We start from the raw sequence: 16,039 nt of genomic DNA on the forward strand, positions 1-16,039 counted from the left end.
TTAACTTCCTATTGATAAGGCCTCCCCTATTTTTGATAGTTACGTGAAAAAAACTATAAAAAAATCATAAATTACGTAAAATATAACGTAATTCACCTTACACAATTTGATCAAAAAACGGACAAAATGATGACTAACATTGATGTAGATTACTGCTACTCATTCCCTGCGCTGCGAGGTATTCAGGCTGGTAAACCTTTTTACGTCGCCATGTGCCCAATGCGCGTCATCCCTAAAATTTTTAGCTTTGATGAAAATGAAGTTCCGCCTGAATTAAGAGCACAAAGAAGTTTGAACAAAGCACGCATTCCTGAAATGGCAAGATATCTAATTGAAAATCCGAAAGATTATATTTTTTCTGCGCTGACCGCATCGATTGCTATTGATGTAAGATTTGATGAGTTTTCTGATTCAAATAATCTTGGTACATTACGTGTTCCAATGGAAGCACAGATACTTATCAACGATGGTCAACACCGCCGCAAAGCTATTGAAGATGCTTTGGAACAAATGCCGGAATTGGGCCAAGATAATATTCCCGTCTTGTTTTTTGTCGACGAAGGGTTGAAGCGCAGCCAGCAAATGTTTGCAGACCTAAACAAGTATGCCATTCGTCCCAGTCCTTCACTATCGGCACTGTACGATCACCGTGATATCAGCTCAAATCTGGCTCGCTATCTGGCGATGTCCGTTGAGCCGTTTGCCGGGCTGACAGAACTGGAGAAGTCCAGTATCAGCAAACTATCCAATAAGTTATTTACATTAAGCAGCATTAAACAAGCGACCCGTGCTCTGTTGGGTAAAGATCCTAAAGAAGGGGATCTCGAAGAAAACACACACATTGCCACACTCTACTGGCAGGCTGTTTACCACGTTATGCCGGACTGGCAACTAGCGGCCAAAAAAGAAGTTTCCCCTGCACAGCTGCGTCAAGATCATGTACATGCTCATGGTATTGGCCTTCAGGCGCTAGGATTGCTGGGGCGTAGTCTGCTGGCAGAACATCCCGAACACTGGCAGCAGAAAATAGCTGAACTTAAAGCCTTTGACTGGCGTAAAAGCAATCCCGAACTGAGTAAACGGGCGATGCAGCATGGAAAGCTGAGTAAAACCAGTGCAGCCATTCAGTTAACCTGTAATGCGCTTAAACATGCCCTCTCACTTCCTCTCACTCCTGAAGAACAGGAGCTAGAGGCTCAAATGGTTATCTCATGAGTAAACTGATTCAGGCCTATGATCTGGCCGAGTATGAAGATTTCATTAATCAAGAGCAATTTGTTGGACGCCCTCTGGCCGAATATGTTGCTGAAGTTCAAAGAATTTATTGCGCGGATAAACGCCCGTGGGTGATTGGTTATAGCGGCGGTAAAGACTCTTCAGCGGTTATTACGCTGGTGTACTTGGCCTTGCTGGGCCTGCCTCCTAAAATGCGCAACAAAGATGTTTTTGTGGTGTCATCCGATACGCTGGTAGAAACCCCTGTAGTGGTGGATTTGATCAAAAAGACTATGCTGCAAATCGAGGCCGGTGCAAAGCGTAACGGATTACCGATCACTCAACATTCGGTGACGCCAAAAATCCATGAAACCTTCTGGGTCAACCTGCTGGGTAAAGGTTATCCGGCCCCGACCCGTAGTTTTCGCTGGTGTACCGAGCGCATGAAAATCAACCCAGTCAGTGATTTTATTAAAGATAAAGTCAGCCAATTTGATGAAGTGATTGTTGTTCTGGGTTCACGCAGTAGCGAAAGCGCATCACGTGCGCAGGTTATCGCGAAACATAAGATTGACGGCACACGGCTTGCCCGACATACCACCTTACCTAATGCCTTTATCTACACCCCCATCGATACTTGGGATGTGGAAGACGTTTGGAAATTGTTGAGAGGCGCGTTTCGCTATTCTCCCGATGATATAAAAGAGTGGGAAAATCCATGGGGGGGAAATAACCGCCCATTATGGACGCTCTATATGGACTCATCTGCTCAGGGAGAGTGCCCACTAGTGATTGATGATAGTACCCCATCCTGCGGTAACTCTCGTTTTGGCTGCTGGACCTGTACCGTTGTCACCAAAGATAAAGCAATGGAAAGCCTGATTAAGAATGGTGAAGAGTGGATGTCCCCATTGCTGAAATATCGCGATCTACTGGCTTTTACGACCGATCCTGCGAATAAAGACAAGTACCGCAACTATAAGCGTCGTACCGGTAAGGTGAGTTATCAGTACGCCAAAGATGGTGAAGATCCTGGCGCAGAGCGTAAGCATGTTCCCGGTCCCTACTGGCTTAAATACCGTCAGCAGTGGATAAAAGAGTTGCTGAAAATTGAGCGCGATTTGAATGCTCAGGGCCACACCATTACGTTAATTACGCAACCGGAATTGCATGCAATCCGTCAGGAGTGGCTAAAAGATCCCAATGAGCCAGATTGGTACGACACTCTGCCCGGTATTTACCGCGAAGTGTATCAGCAGGATCTGGATTGGGTGGTCGACGATCAGTCACGCTTTGACGCCAGCGATGCTGATTTGCTGGTGCAAATAGCTCAGGGGTTTAATGTTGAGCCAGAGATGGTAATGAAACTGATTGAGCTGGAAGTTTCAATGGAAGGGTTAAGCCGCCGTCAGGGTATTTTTGACAAGCTCGGCGCCATTTTAAAACAAGACTGGGGCAGTCTTGAAGAGATCCAGCAGCAGCAGGCAATGTTACAAAAACGCAATGACCGGGATATTCATCAGGAAGAAGTTGCAAAGCTGGAAGCTGAGCTTCAGGTTTTACAGCGCAGAATTGTCGATGCCAGTGAATCATCTGTATTTGTAGGTGAGGGAAACGAACGTGTTAATTAAGCAACTAGTATTGCGTAATTTTCGGGTATTCAGCGGTACGCATGCTATTGATCTGGCCCCCAGAAAGCGCCCACATGACGTGAATCCCCGACCTATTGTGCTGTTTGGTGGTTTAAACGGCGCTGGAAAAACCTCGATTTTATCGGCAATTCGGCTGGCGTTGTATGGTCGTTTGGCGTTTGGCCTCGCAACTCAGCAACAGGAATATATCGAGCAGCTTAGCGCATTGATTCACAACGGCGCGTACTATATCGAACAACCGGAAGAAGCGGCAGTAGCGCTGACGTTCACCTACAATAAAGGCGGCCATGAGGCAGAATTTACCGTCACACGAACCTGGAAAAAAGGCAGGAAAGATCGTCTTTCTCTACAACAGGATGGGCAGCTTCTTGATGAGCTGGATTATGACCAATGTCAAGGGTTTCTTAATGAATTAATCCCGCATGGTATCGCCGATCTGTTCTTTTTTGACGGTGAGAAAATTGCGGAACTGGCGGAAGATGAATCCGGTAATATCCTGCGTACTGCCGTGCGCCGTCTGTTGGGTCTGGACCTGATATCCAAGCTACGTAATGACTTAATGATTTTTGTTAAGCGCCTGCAATCTAGTCAGTTAGCAAGCTCTCAGCAACAACAGCTTGCGGAGCTTGAGGCACAAAGTAAAAAATTAGCCTGTCAGACGGAAGAAATACTGGAAAAAGCCGATTTTGCCAAAACGCGAATTGAGTTTCTATCTAAAGACATTACCCGTTACGAAGGGTTATTGAATGCGCAGGGGGGTGCATTTGCCCAGACTAAAGCGCAAGAAAAACAGAAAGTTGAAACGCTGCTAAAAGATAAAGAACATTTGGAAAAAGCATTGCGGCAGGAATGTGATGGATCGCTACCCTATGCGCTCGCTCCCAATACCTTATCCCTTTTGCTACAACAAATTGCTGATGAAGCACAGATCAAGCAGGCAAAAAGCTTTGAGAAAGAACTGAGCCAGTTTTTAGCTCAACTCAGAAGCGATATTGCATTGCGCTCCAGCACCACCAGCAAAATTGCAACTGAAGCCATTACCGATAATTTGAAAGAGTATATGGCGGCCAAACCCAAAGGCGATTTGCTGTTTGATATCTCTGAACGAGAAGCAGGCATGCTCCAGCAATCAATTGATCGGGACAGCAAGAGAGCATGGCAGCGTTTCGATCTTTACCGTACACAGTTGGCTGAGATTGAACAACAGTTAGAACAAGCTGCCGCTAATATTGCCCGCGCTCCGGAAGACGATCAGCTAATGGATTTCTTTGAGAAATTACGCTACCTGGATCGGCAGCGCGAAGCTCAGCGGCAGAAATATCGTTCACTACTGGAAGAAGCTAAACGCAAAAAACAGCAGCAACTGGATTGCGTCCGCAAGGTCCAAAAAGCACATGATGCTGCCCGCTATCAGTATGGTTTTAGCAGTTCATTTAAAAACGCCCAAGAAACGATAAATTTACTCGATCGCTACAGCGACGTATTAACTCAGGCGCGAGTAAAAACGTTGTCTACAAACTTTGAACTGGCCTACCGTAAGCTGGCCCGTAAAGAGGATTTGCAACTTAATGCACATATCAACCCGGAAGCATTTGATGTAGAGTTGATTGATGAAAATGGCTCGATAATTAATCGTAAATTGCTTTCAGCTGGTGAAAAGCAGATTTATGCGATTGCGATCCTTGAAGCACTGGCAAAAACCTCTGGCCGTGATTTACCGGTGATTATTGATACGCCGTTAGGACGTCTGGATTCTCAGCATCGGGATAAGCTAATTAACCATTATTTTCCGGAGGCCAGCCATCAGGTTGTGCTGTTATCTACTGATACAGAAGTGGATGAACGTTATTTTGTCGATCAATTGCGTGATGATATTTCTCATGCTTATGAGATCGTTTTTAATACGCATACCAAATCATCCACACTGAAACCCGGCTATTTCTGGGAATTAACCAAGGAGACTATCTGATGCTCCCGAATCGAATGCAGCTCAGTCGTCAGACAGAAGAGCAGCTTAAGAGATTAAAAGGGTATACCGGGATCACTCCTAATGTCGCAGCCCGGCTGGCATTTTTCCGTTCAGTAGAAAGTGAGTTTCGTTATTCGCCTGAGCGGGATAGTAAAAAGCTAGATGGCACGCTTGTGTTGGATAAAATTACGTGGCTAGGGGAAACACTGCAAGTTACGGAGCTTGTCTTGAAGATGCTTTATCCGCAGATAGCGCAGAAGGACATGATTAAGGCGTGGGCAGCACATGTTGAGGATGGGATTGCTGCGTTGAGGAATTATCGTAGTCTTAGAGATTTTTTCATGGGAATATAAACAAAAATAAAAGGGATACGGAATATTAGTTTCCATATCCCTTACAAACTTGAAATTATTTCAATAACAGGTCCTTACTATCAAAAAATATTATTTCTTTATCAGTTGAATCCTTCTGAAATTGAAATAATTCCAGTCCCATTGTTGAGGCAAGAGTATTTATTTCTTTTTGGTTCATATCGGAACTGGATACAATGACTGAGAAAATGAACTTATTAACTAACTCAACGTTATTAATAAACCAAACAGGAAATATACTATTAAACAATACTTCCTCACTAACATTGACATATCTGGCTAAACTCATAAATCTATCATGGTGATCTAAAGGAATGCATTGTTCATAGTACTGAAATAAATCATCGGACTCGATACCCAGCTTTTGAGCTATATCAGTTATATTATCAGATAAGGCTCTCCATAATTCTTCTTCTGGGTTTAAACCATCAATTGATGGTAAGGATATAACTGGTATAACTTTACCAACAAGTTTACTTATTTTTGCACGCATATCGGCATCAAAAACAGCAAAAAAATTAAACCCTATGGTTTTATTAGGGTTGAAGTGTTTTACTACCTTTTCGATATCCGACTCACCATCTTTAAAGCTTACTATATGATAGTCATAGGCAATGTCAGAAGCAGCTCGGTTCAACATACCATTAAGAAATAAGTAAGAAAACTTGTCTTCAACAATAAAAACTCCTTTTTTTCTTGGTTTAATACCTAGTGCAGTGAAATACTTTCTTTCATGTTTAGGGGATACAACGTTAATCCCTGCGCTGCTAATATTAGAAATTAATCTGACATTATTAATACCAACTTTATTTAAAATCGACTCAGAGTGACTAGACAATAATATCCAAATACCTCTTTGTGATGATATATAAGCTAGATAGTCCATTAAATATTCCTGGCTATACACAGATATACAATTTTCTATTTCATCTATGAGTAAAACAGAATGAGCATCGATCCAATTTACGAACCAAAAAATATACATACATAAATATTCACCAGCCCCCATTTCAAGACAAGTATATTCCACTCCATTAGGCAGGGTGACTCTGATAAAGGGGAATGTATAATCATCTTCTAATGCACCTTCAACTTCATAAATCTCTATTTTTGAGTAAACCCTTCCTATGACATTTCCTATTACATTGATATTTTCTTTTTTTCCCAACAATCCGTTTGGTTCAAGCCCCTCAATAAAATCCTCAATATTCTCAGAACTATTCAAGAAATTTATAATTTTATTACATTCCACTGATGGCTCAAGGTAATTAACAGAAATATCTTCAATATTTTCAACCTCAGAGTTATCCTTTATTAAAGAAATGTTAATATCAGCTTCATCTAATCTCGTTCTATATAGATCATTTTTCTTAATATGAGAATAGATTGATTTTAGGATAGTACTCTTACCTATTCCATTTTTACCACAAATTACCGAAATGCCATTATTTAATTCTAAGCAAAATTTATCAGATATCCCTTTAGCATCACTGATTAAAACTTGACGAAGTTGGCAATTATAATTAGATAAATCTTGAGTTCTACGCCACCCATCACAAAATTTGGCTAGCCTCATTCGGTCACTCCTTCCAATCTTCCGCGAGATCTTCTATGATAAATTTTACATTAACATTCTTATCTTCCATAAGACATACAAATTCATTAAGAGAATTGTTATCTTTTCTTTGTAAACATGAAAGACCAATCCCCGCTCTGAGACAGGAGAAATTTTGTATAATATCTCTAATAATAATCGAACCAATAGACATAACTCGTGAAGAACTTCTTTCAATATAAATCATTAATAATTCACGAAGACATTTCTCATCAATATTAAAGAAAGATAAAATCTCGGATGGAATTTTCTCATTTGCTTTAACATGGGCCTTAGCTGATTCCAAATTAAAGAATGCGTTATATATCTGTTTATTTTCAAAATCTTCACCATAGATATTCATGCATGAAATTAGATATATCCAGTTCAAAGACGATGCTTTCGTAAGATTAGTGCTTATTTCCATGTTTTTTATATGGGAACTAAAAGCACCAAATATCTTTATCGTATCTTTAATAGCAATAGATATTTTACTATCGAAACTGGTATCATTACGATATCTATTGGTTAAATTTGCATCACTGAGTTGATAGCGAATACTTTTCTTCTCAAGAAGAAGGCAAACACGAGAAAGTAAATCATTGTAAGCCATCCTAGAGTTACTAAATCCAAGAATGCCTTTATCAACACCAAGTTCATCCATATAAGAAACAAAGGATGATATATCATCACGTACATCACCGAAGATAGCATTCCTAGCCTCAGATGAGGTCAGCTTTATTGTTTGGTTTAATCTATAGAAAAGCTCGCTAGGTTCACCTTGATTATATTCAGTTATCTCATAAATAGTAATACCAAAACGCTCAATCTTTCTTTGGATATCTGGATGTAAGTCTTTAAATTTTTTGCCATGTAGTTCGACAATGTCTTCATCCTTAGGTTCGATAAGACCATCAATTTGAAATTGATTATCCAAAAAATCCCGAATAGCAGTCAGTCTCTGCTGTCCATCTAAAACTTCAGCTTTTCCATTGCCAATAGATACAGTGTGTATTGGTGGGATGTACCATTCACGAAGAATGGAGTCGATTAATAATTTCTTTTTTTTCGTCGTCCAAACTTCACCACGTTGGAAGTCAGGTCTAAGATCTAGCTCCCCATCTTTAATATCCGCATAAACACTTTTTATTTTATTTGTAGTATCTTTTATGATCATGTCGTTTATCCTTTAATCAGTTCCCAAAACGCCCGATCCCGCATCTTCTTAACCCGTTTATCCCCATCAATATACAGGCTAAAATGCTTCTCCAGTTGCCGAATCTGCCCCATCAGGGATTCTTGCTCACCTTTATCATCGACGTTAAACACCGCCTTGATATCTGCATTCTTAATCTCTGACACACGATGGATCACCCAAGTCAAAATATAGGAGGCATAATTATTATCCCCTGTCTTGAAGTGAGTTATCTCCTGCGTTGACAGAATCACGCCAACACCATACTCGCGACCTTCTTTAAGGATCTTACGCAAGCTGGCAAAATCCTGACGCATAAAGTTATCAGCTTCATCCACCAGAATCATTTTAGTTAGCTGTCGATAATCCCCACACACTACCGGTTTACCCCTTTTTTGCATCTGCGCATAGAACAGATCCAGAGTCAGTGCGACCACCAGATTTTGTATTTCCGGCGGATAACCTGCTAACTCAATCACAGTTACACCGTCGATCAACTCGTACAGGCTGGTCATCTGTTCAGGGATAGTTTCAAATATTTTGTAACGCGCCAGTTTAGATAGCGCCGCGTACAGCGAATCTTCTTCGACTTTCTCTTGGTCGAGAAAACGCAGCCATACATCTTCAATCGTTGGTGCGGTTCGTGACCATGTTGTCGGATCTTCCGGCGAAATCCCCGCCGAGTCATAACACTCTAAAATCAGGTTTTCTAATTTAAGCTGCTGTTTGTGGCCCAAACCATAGGCTTTCGCCATCGTTTCCGATAACCCGCCTGCGGTATGGATCGGCAACATCGGCGTATCGCCAAACAGGGAGAGTGGGTTATACGGCAGCTTAAATAACTTATATTTTTTAGCACCAGTTGCTTCCAGAAAAGCATCGTCCACATAGTCTGATTTGTAATCGAAGATCAGCAAACCAATTGGCTTACCATCAACGTTACAGGACTGATTGCTCATCAGTTGCGTGACCACCGATTTGGTAAACTGAGTTTTCCCGGTGCCCATCGTGCCAATAATACCGGTATTGGTGTTCATAAACTTCGCGGTATTGGTCGGTTCCCAATATAGCGGACGCTGACGCACAGCATCATGACCAAACAAAATTTGCAGTGGTGTATCACTTATGTCGGGAGATTGCGGCAGTGCAACGGGTTGTTGCAACTCCGGTTCAGAAATGGATTGCGTTTCGGGCAGAGAAACAACCTGTTCTACCGGCGCAGGTTGTAATGACTCTGCATCACAACCCGGCTTAAGCCGATATTTTTCCGGCACCCGATAACGTTCCGCGAGTGGCGGTTCATCCCCTTTCGTGGAGATCAGCGACGGCAGCAGCGAATAAGGAATTTCAATCTGTAAGATATTATCTGATGTCTCTTTATAAGAGAGATCAAAACAACTTTCACTGTCCACATGAGCTACAACAAAGCCATCAGCATAGCCTGCCAGGTTACCCAACTGGTAATCACCAGTTAGCCACCATTCACGCCGCTCCAGCAAGAGGGCCAGCTTGTCACTGTCCAGTACGCCGTACAGACGCAGTTTTTCTACCTGCATTAATACCTGACGAATAAAGAGCGCCCGGTACAGCTGTGATGCCAGCGTTTGCGGCTCCAAGATATCCTGCTGTAAATAGCGCTTCAGCTCTCGGGCCTGCTGTCCTGCATACCTGTAATCTGGCCGTGCCCCAGTCTTAACTTCCAATGGCAACAGATACAGGCGATTCTCTTTGAAGCCAACAAAGAGCACATCATCAGAGATCGCACCTTTATGATAGCCCTGTAAGTTACGGGATAAATCGCTCTCTTTCATTTTCAGCCCGACATTGCCGGACACACGGATCATTTCCGCCACCGATAACGGAATCCAACAAATATCGGATTGATGCAGCATGGATTGCACGAATTTATACGCGCCGATGATACCGTGTTTCTCTTTACGCTCCTTTTCACCCGAACACAGCATTTTCAGCAACCATTCGCCGTTAAAGGCATTAAATTCAGCAAGCAGGTGCTGGCTGTCAACGGCAGGTTGTCCGGTCTGACCTGACGTCTGAAGTAGGCGCAAGAACAGTTCGACCTGTTTTGTGACAGTAACGGCGTCATAGCCCACGCAACTGGTGTACTGGTCAGAGTAATGGATCAGCACCACGTCTTTCTGGCTGGTAAAGAAATCAAGAGTGACTTTGGGGTCGATAATGGTTGTCCAAAGTGAACTGTCATAAGAACGGTTAAGTAACTGCTTAAAGTTACCGCTTACTGCCAAGCCAATCCCCTGTCCATGATACTGGCTGTTGCTCTGACGCGCCGGTTGCCACAGGCAACCCAATAATCGGGCAAGTCGCAGGGCACAGTAGGGCTCAGTATCGACATCACGCAGGCCAAAAGCGGTAAAATAGGCATCACCCTGGGTTTCCGCACCTTCACCTGCAATAAGGCCATGACATAATACCCCGCTGGAAGCATCTTCGATGCGGATTTGGCGGCAATCCACTGGCGCGGTATTAGTAAAAAATGCCAGATGGGCGTAAGCCAGTTTGTCGCTTTCCGGCGGCAGAATAAATTTGCTGAACGTTAATCGACTTCGCAGCAGATCAATCAGCATCTCGGCCTCTGCACGCCATGCGCCGCTGTTCAGACCAAGATCGTTTTTAAGCCGTTCATAGCTACCACTTTCGGCAAAGTGATCAAAAGCATTAGGGAGCAGGCGTTCATCGTAGCAGTTCACATGCACCGAAATAGCACGCTCTTTTTCCTGCTTAAAATATTCCACTAATCCTAGGAACAGCTCTCTGGCGTTCCCTTGGTTAATGGCATTGATAATCAGCGCATTATTTCCGGCATTCTGGAACAGCCGGGCATAGGCGTCCGTGAATTCATTAAGTTTATCTTTTACTAGCCGTTTAACGTAGTCATGACTCATCTGACGCTGGGGAACAACGTCGATCCAGAAACGGTTTTCCGCTACCGGCTGTAGTTGCGCATATTCATGTTCGCTATGATAAACAAACGGCATTAAGCCGGAGACCACAAGACGATCGAGGGTAATTTGCGGTAATGAGGAAAATGAATGCTGCTCTGGCTCCGCGATAATCGTTTCCGTCAGCTGTAAATGGTAAGCCAGAACTAAGGGATGCAGCGGCGAGAGACGTTCATAATTATCGCCACGACAAATTCCCAGATGCAACAGACGCTTTTCCTGCACGGTCAGCGCCCTGCTCAGACCGATTTGCTGTAGTGCCTGTTCAAACGTAGTGACGATGTGGCTGACCAGTGCACGGTATTCAGCTGACCACGATACAAGGCTCGGCAAGGCGCTACGGTGTTGATAGTAAGCAAGCAGTTGATGATACGCATTGTGGAGATCGGGATAGCTGGCACGAAGTTCATCCAGTGTAAACACACTATCGTCATTTCCTGTACCGAGATGGTTCCGTTCAATCAGTGAAGCTTCCAGCATCAGCAACTGTTGGCGCACCCCAACTACGTTATGTTCAGTATTATCCAGAATAACGCGCCCTTTCATCCGGTTATAAGCCGCATTACCTTCTTCTTTGAACAACTTACTGAAACGACTTTGGTCAAACAGCAAAGGTAGAATTAACCCTTCTTCCGCTCCCGGCCCTTCGATGTTGAGCGGCAGACGGGAATCGCCTGAAACCAGCGCAAATTGAATCAACTCGCTTTGGTTTGCCAGAGTCTCAAAATTCACCCATGCATAGTGTCGACAGTCAATATCATCACTGTCTTCATCCAGCGTACAAATCAGATCGCCTACTTCAGCAATACGCAACTCGTTGTCTTCCAGTTGCAGTGTCAGTTGCCCTTTACCCGGCTCAACACGGTAGCAATGTTGAATATCGTTCAGCCAGAATTGCCCCTGTTCGACCAGTAACAGACGAAATTTATACTCCTCCGCCGAATTATTACGATTGATCAGTTCAAGGCTAAAGAAGCAGGGATGTCCATCGAAAGGGACCGACGCCATAATGCGGGAAGTTTTTCCCCCGGCCCGGCTGGTGCGCCAGAAGTGTTTTTTCTGTAATCGCCGGTGATGGGCAATTTTTATCTGATTATCCTGAAGATCGTTGCCCTGAAAGCTGAGCTCCAACTCAACCTGCGATTGTCCTGGTTGTACCTGTACCAGTAAACTGATGTCACGTTTGCCCGCTTTACTGATACTTTTGGCTCTTTGCCAAACTTCACCATTCTCAACGCAGACGTTATCCAGCACCAGCTTTTGTTCGCTGTTCTGTTTTTTTTCATCCAGATAGTCAGCAAAATCAAGCTCACGCCAGTCATCTTTATCAACGAAATGCTCCTGAATGAATTTGGTACTGAATTCGGTCAGTACATTCTCCAGTTGCCCACTGTAACGCTCAATACTGTCTTCTATCTGGCGATATAATTTCCGGTTTTCATTCAACCGAGCGCGTAGCTGCTTATGGCTAAAATTTAGCAACTCACCATCGTTGAATAGCTTTAGCTCGGAGAAATCCAGGTTACCATCGTCCAGCAGGCGATATAACGATGAAAAACCAAATACGGTTGCACCTTCCTCCAGTACCGTTGTCAGTTGATCATCCAGCAAACAGCGGGACAGCTCTGAACGGTTGCTGTCCGTGGTGATTAATTTCTCCAACTGGTGGCGGAAGGTTTCGGGATACCAGATAGCATCCGGTGCGGCCACGTCTTTAGTGCTGTTGATCAGGGTATCCAGCATGCTGTTATGAATAATCAGCAAAGCCGTTTGGGCAAAAACCCCGCTGCGACCAGCCACTTTATCGCGCAGATGGGAAATATAGTTTTCCGTAAACGCAGGAGCGGCGGTACCGTGCAGAACCAGAATAAGCTGAATGCCATTACACGAGATACAGGCGAGATGCTGTGCCGGTGCAATCTCCAGTTGATTTCCATCTGCCAGGGTGACAAAAGCCTGCCAGAGCTTTAAGGCATTATCGGGGTCGGGAGATTTAAACTGATAGCGCTCACCTAGCTGGATGGTAACGCTAACCCATTTAATAAAAGTTTCCGCCAGATAGGTTTCATACTGTTTTACGGACATACACGGCGTCTCCACTGTCACTCATTCGCTCCACGTTTCCCATGCGTTCATAAAATGCAACCAGCATTTGCGCGGACTGGTTATCCAGATAAAATCCGCGTTGCTCAAAACCACGCAGCAGTTCATACAGTCGGAGTTTGTCATTTTTGCCAACGGTGAGGTTGGTCAGCAGCAGTAGGCGATCCTGGTTCAGTACCAGCACTTTCCCAGCCCGGCCACGCACCTGGATGAAGTCAGTACAAATCTGGTTTTCCAGTTCGTTGACGTATTTCCGATTCACCTTTGCCCGCTCAGATTTTTTACCCTGAAACTGTTCAACGGCAACGGATAATAGCTGTTTGAAGGCACTTTCCAGATTTGCAGCTCGTTCACGAGGCGGGAGCTCGCGATCCTTAATAAAATCCTGCAAATAGTCATTAAGGGCATTTAATACCTGAGAAGGAGAATCTGAATAATTCAGGGCATCCTGATAGACCCACCATAACGGACGCTTTCTCTCCCCTTTCCCCCACTGCAAAACCTCCAGAGCAGAGAGCATCGGGAAAAGTTTTTCACTTTGGCTGGCGAACAGTTTATAGCCATAACGTTTCACTTTTTCCCGTTCAGAGCTGGCTTTTTCGGTATCAAGAATAAAAAATAACGACTTGCTTTGCGGCTCACCGTCTTGCCAGTTATCCAGATTGAGCGCCACTTGGGCACACCAGCTAAAGGCGTACAAACGCAGGGTATTGGTCAATTCCTGTAAAAGATACTGTGGGTGCTCTGCCAAAAACGCCAAATCGGACTGAAAGCACGTTACCATATAAGGCAGATAAGGTTGCTCTGCAGCAAATGGGCCTCTGCCCAAAAATGGCATAACTTTTTCATCAAGCTTTTTCAATAGTTGCTGCTCGATGAAATTCAGCTTGCCCGGTATCGGGTAGCTAAGGCTGAAATCTCCCATCAAATTGGCAAACAACGTTCCAAGGCGTTTATCCGCCATGGAACCTGCACTTATTTTTTCAGCGTCAAACTGGGCGTGAAACAGCAAAAACAGCGGTGAGACGCGAAAGATATCCTGGCTGGAAAAATACATCCGTTCCAGCACAGACCAGAAGGCTGGCTCATCAATCAGTGCTTGCAAGTGCGCTTTACAATCATCGCGAAACTTATCGGGATCGTAAGCTTCGATTTTACGTTTAAGGGCATAGCTAAGTACCAAGCCAGTCACGAATTGCTAGTCAATATTATTGTTTTTATTGCGTACAGGCAGGTAGCTATCAAGTTGATTGTTACCCACTTTTAACGTTGTTGAGATGGGATACATTCTGCTATCCCTCCATACCGCTAATGGTGATCATATCGTCATCCGCCCTTGCGCTATAAACCCGCTGCCCGCTATCATAAAATTTTATTTCACTGTTGGATTTGGCCTGTTCCGCGATCAACTCGACAATTTCATCCAGTAACACAATGGCATTTTTGTCGTATTTATTCGGGCGATAGCCGTTATTTAGTTTGTTCAAGAGCTCAAACAGATTAAGTCCGATACGGATGGGCAGCAGTGAGTTTTGCCCCACTTTTAAATGAGCATCGAAACAGGTTGGGTGAGCCGTGTTTTTCTTGAAAATTGCGTCCCAGTCTGGTTTCAGCGCCACCGGAGCTGTGATTTTAACCCCACCAAATTCGCCTAAAAAGAACTCTTCCTTTTGCATGCTTAATTCTGGCGCTTTGCGGTTCGCATAGCGCTGAATGCCAGCGATAAGCTCGGAAGTGTAAAATCGATGCAAAGCTTTTTTCTGTTCTGATTCTGCTGTGTAGTTTTTATGTAAATGCCAGATGTGTGAGTAACGTTCAAACAGTGATTCATTAAAAAACACCAAAAAATCCCGGTGATAATCATTCCCCAGAGGCTCATGTTGTAATAACCAGAAAAGTCGAATCAATGAAGCAGCATCCCCCGGCTTAACATTCTGGCGATCAAATTTAATGTGTAATTGCTCAAGCGTTGCTAAAAAATCATCCAGTTTAGGATCTATTAGCCCAAGCTCATATCGCAAAATGAACTGATCGAGTTCATAGGTATGCAATCTGGCAGGATCAAAATCAGAGACCTTTTTAATCAAATCATTCTCTGCGCCGGTGAAGAGGTTATCAAATAAGTAGCCCGGCCCCATCAGCAGATGATGCAAAAAATCCAGTAATGTTCTCGTGGTAACAAATTGGTCTTTAATTAGCCTGGCTTTAAATAATTGCGTAATTAATACATTCTGAACTCCGGGCATACGGAGTAGTTTAAAGTTAGCAAGTGTCTTTAAATCATGCCCTGTTGCCTCATCACGTCGAAAAATAGTGTAAAACAGATTGTTATCATCATCGCAAGTTAAATTATCTAATAATGCTTTAATAAAGGGGGAATATTGTTTATCTTCATCAAACTGGAACTTCGGATAGTCTTCAAAATCAAAAAAATAACAATTTTCATTGCGGTAAGGGCCACGCTCTTCTCGCTGTTTCGACAGAAATAAATCAATAGCAGCTCGGATTGCCTTGTGGCACTTAGCCCCTTCTCTGGCAAAATTAGCAAGCATCCCCGTGTTGATGCCGATGAGTAACGGGCGTGATTGCGGGTGATGATTACAAAATAAATCATTCAATGCATCAATGGCTGACTGTCGGGGAGCAAAGCTATGCGTGGCGTCCAGATGAAAGCTAAATCGCTGCTGATAACGCAGCACTGACTGGCAGCGGGTCAAAATTTCGGACTTACCATCCCCGCTGCTGCCACATAAAAAAATGATCTCGCCAGACTTTGCAATATCCAGGCAACGTTGTAAATCGGTTTCAATCTCTTGTTTAACAAAGAGTTGCTCTTTTAACTCATCGAACACGTCCCTTGGTCGATCAGTCTCCGTCGTTACGGAAAATGAAGAGGACTTAGCAAGTACACCCAACGCTTTACGTAATGTGATTGCGCTCATAACCGTATGGTCTCGAAGGA

8 protein-coding genes and 1 pseudogene are annotated in these 16,039 nt (G+C 43.7%); 4 read left to right on the forward strand and 5 right to left on the reverse strand.

Annotated features, from left to right (window positions below):
• Nucleotides 1-129: 129 nt before the first annotated feature.
• The 4 genes from dndB to dndE are packed head-to-tail and all read left to right on the forward strand — an operon-like array spanning nt 130 to nt 5,189.
• On the forward strand, nt 130-1,215 hold the full coding sequence (dndB, locus tag PTE_RS05725) for a DNA sulfur modification protein DndB (RefSeq protein WP_036843964.1): 1,086 nt from the start codon (nt 130-132) through the stop codon (nt 1,213-1,215).
• On the forward strand, nt 1,212-2,846 hold the full coding sequence (dndC, locus tag PTE_RS05730; protein WP_036843965.1) for a DNA phosphorothioation system sulfurtransferase DndC: 1,635 nt from the start codon (nt 1,212-1,214) through the stop codon (nt 2,844-2,846). Before dndB ends, dndC begins: the two co-directional genes overlap by 4 nt.
• Nucleotides 2,836-4,836, forward strand: a complete 2,001-nt coding sequence (gene dndD, locus PTE_RS05735; RefSeq protein ID WP_036843967.1) for a DNA sulfur modification protein DndD — start codon at nt 2,836-2,838, stop codon at nt 4,834-4,836. Before dndC ends, dndD begins: the two co-directional genes overlap by 11 nt.
• Complete coding sequence (gene dndE, locus PTE_RS05740; RefSeq protein WP_036843970.1) at nt 4,836-5,189, forward strand: DNA sulfur modification protein DndE; 354 nt, start codon at nt 4,836-4,838, stop codon at nt 5,187-5,189. Before dndD ends, dndE begins: the two co-directional genes overlap by 1 nt.
• Nucleotides 5,190-5,244: 55 nt before the next feature.
• On the opposite strand, the gene PTE_RS05745 is transcribed toward dndE, so the two are convergent.
• From PTE_RS05745 to dptF, 5 genes and pseudogenes are all read right to left on the reverse strand, one after another.
• Nucleotides 5,245-6,783, reverse strand: a complete 1,539-nt coding sequence (locus tag PTE_RS05745; protein ID WP_036843972.1) for an ATP-dependent nuclease — start codon at nt 6,781-6,783, stop codon at nt 5,245-5,247.
• Between the two features lie 4 nt (nt 6,784-6,787).
• Nucleotides 6,788-7,978: a DUF262 domain-containing protein gene (locus tag PTE_RS05750; RefSeq protein ID WP_036843974.1), complete on the reverse strand. Its 1,191-nt coding sequence runs from the start codon at nt 7,976-7,978 to the stop codon at nt 6,788-6,790.
• A 5-nt stretch (nt 7,979-7,983) separates the two neighbouring features.
• Entirely contained in the window at nt 7,984-13,059 is a 5,076-nt protein-coding gene (gene dptH, locus PTE_RS05755) for a DNA phosphorothioation-dependent restriction protein DptH (protein WP_036843977.1), read from the reverse strand.
• Nucleotides 13,040-14,365, reverse strand: a pseudogene (gene dptG, locus PTE_RS05760) (DNA phosphorothioation-dependent restriction protein DptG). The gene dptH and the pseudogene dptG overlap by 20 nt, the downstream one beginning before the upstream one ends.
• A 4-nt stretch (nt 14,366-14,369) precedes the next feature.
• Nucleotides 14,370-16,019 carry a DNA phosphorothioation-dependent restriction protein DptF gene (dptF, locus tag PTE_RS05765; protein ID WP_036843979.1) on the reverse strand — a complete coding sequence of 550 codons (1,650 nt, stop codon included), beginning with the start codon at nt 16,017-16,019 and terminating at the stop codon, nt 14,370-14,372.
• Nucleotides 16,020-16,039 lie beyond the last annotated feature (20 nt).

Origin of the sequence: Photorhabdus khanii NC19 (genome assembly GCF_000517265.1) — a bacterium.
Taxonomy (GTDB): Bacteria; Pseudomonadota; Gammaproteobacteria; order Enterobacterales; family Enterobacteriaceae; genus Photorhabdus; species Photorhabdus khanii.

What these genes read in the sequence shown, in the direction of transcription:
- dndB (WP_036843964.1), top strand. Translation starts at nt 130, where the DNA reads ATGACTAACATTGATGTAGATTACTGCTACTCATTCCCTGCGCTGCGA.
- dndC (WP_036843965.1), top strand. Translation starts at nt 1,212, where the DNA reads ATGAGTAAACTGATTCAGGCCTATGATCTGGCCGAGTATGAAGATTTC.
- dndE (WP_036843970.1), top strand. Translation starts at nt 4,836, where the DNA reads ATGCTCCCGAATCGAATGCAGCTCAGTCGTCAGACAGAAGAGCAGCTT.
- PTE_RS05745 (WP_036843972.1), bottom strand. Translation starts at nt 6,783, where the DNA reads ATGAGGCTAGCCAAATTTTGTGATGGGTGGCGTAGAACTCAAGATTTA.
- PTE_RS05750 (WP_036843974.1), bottom strand. Translation starts at nt 7,978, where the DNA reads ATGATCATAAAAGATACTACAAATAAAATAAAAAGTGTTTATGCGGAT.
- dptH (WP_036843977.1), bottom strand. Translation starts at nt 13,059, where the DNA reads ATGTCCGTAAAACAGTATGAAACCTATCTGGCGGAAACTTTTATTAAA.
- dptF (WP_036843979.1), bottom strand. Translation starts at nt 16,019, where the DNA reads ATGAGCGCAATCACATTACGTAAAGCGTTGGGTGTACTTGCTAAGTCC.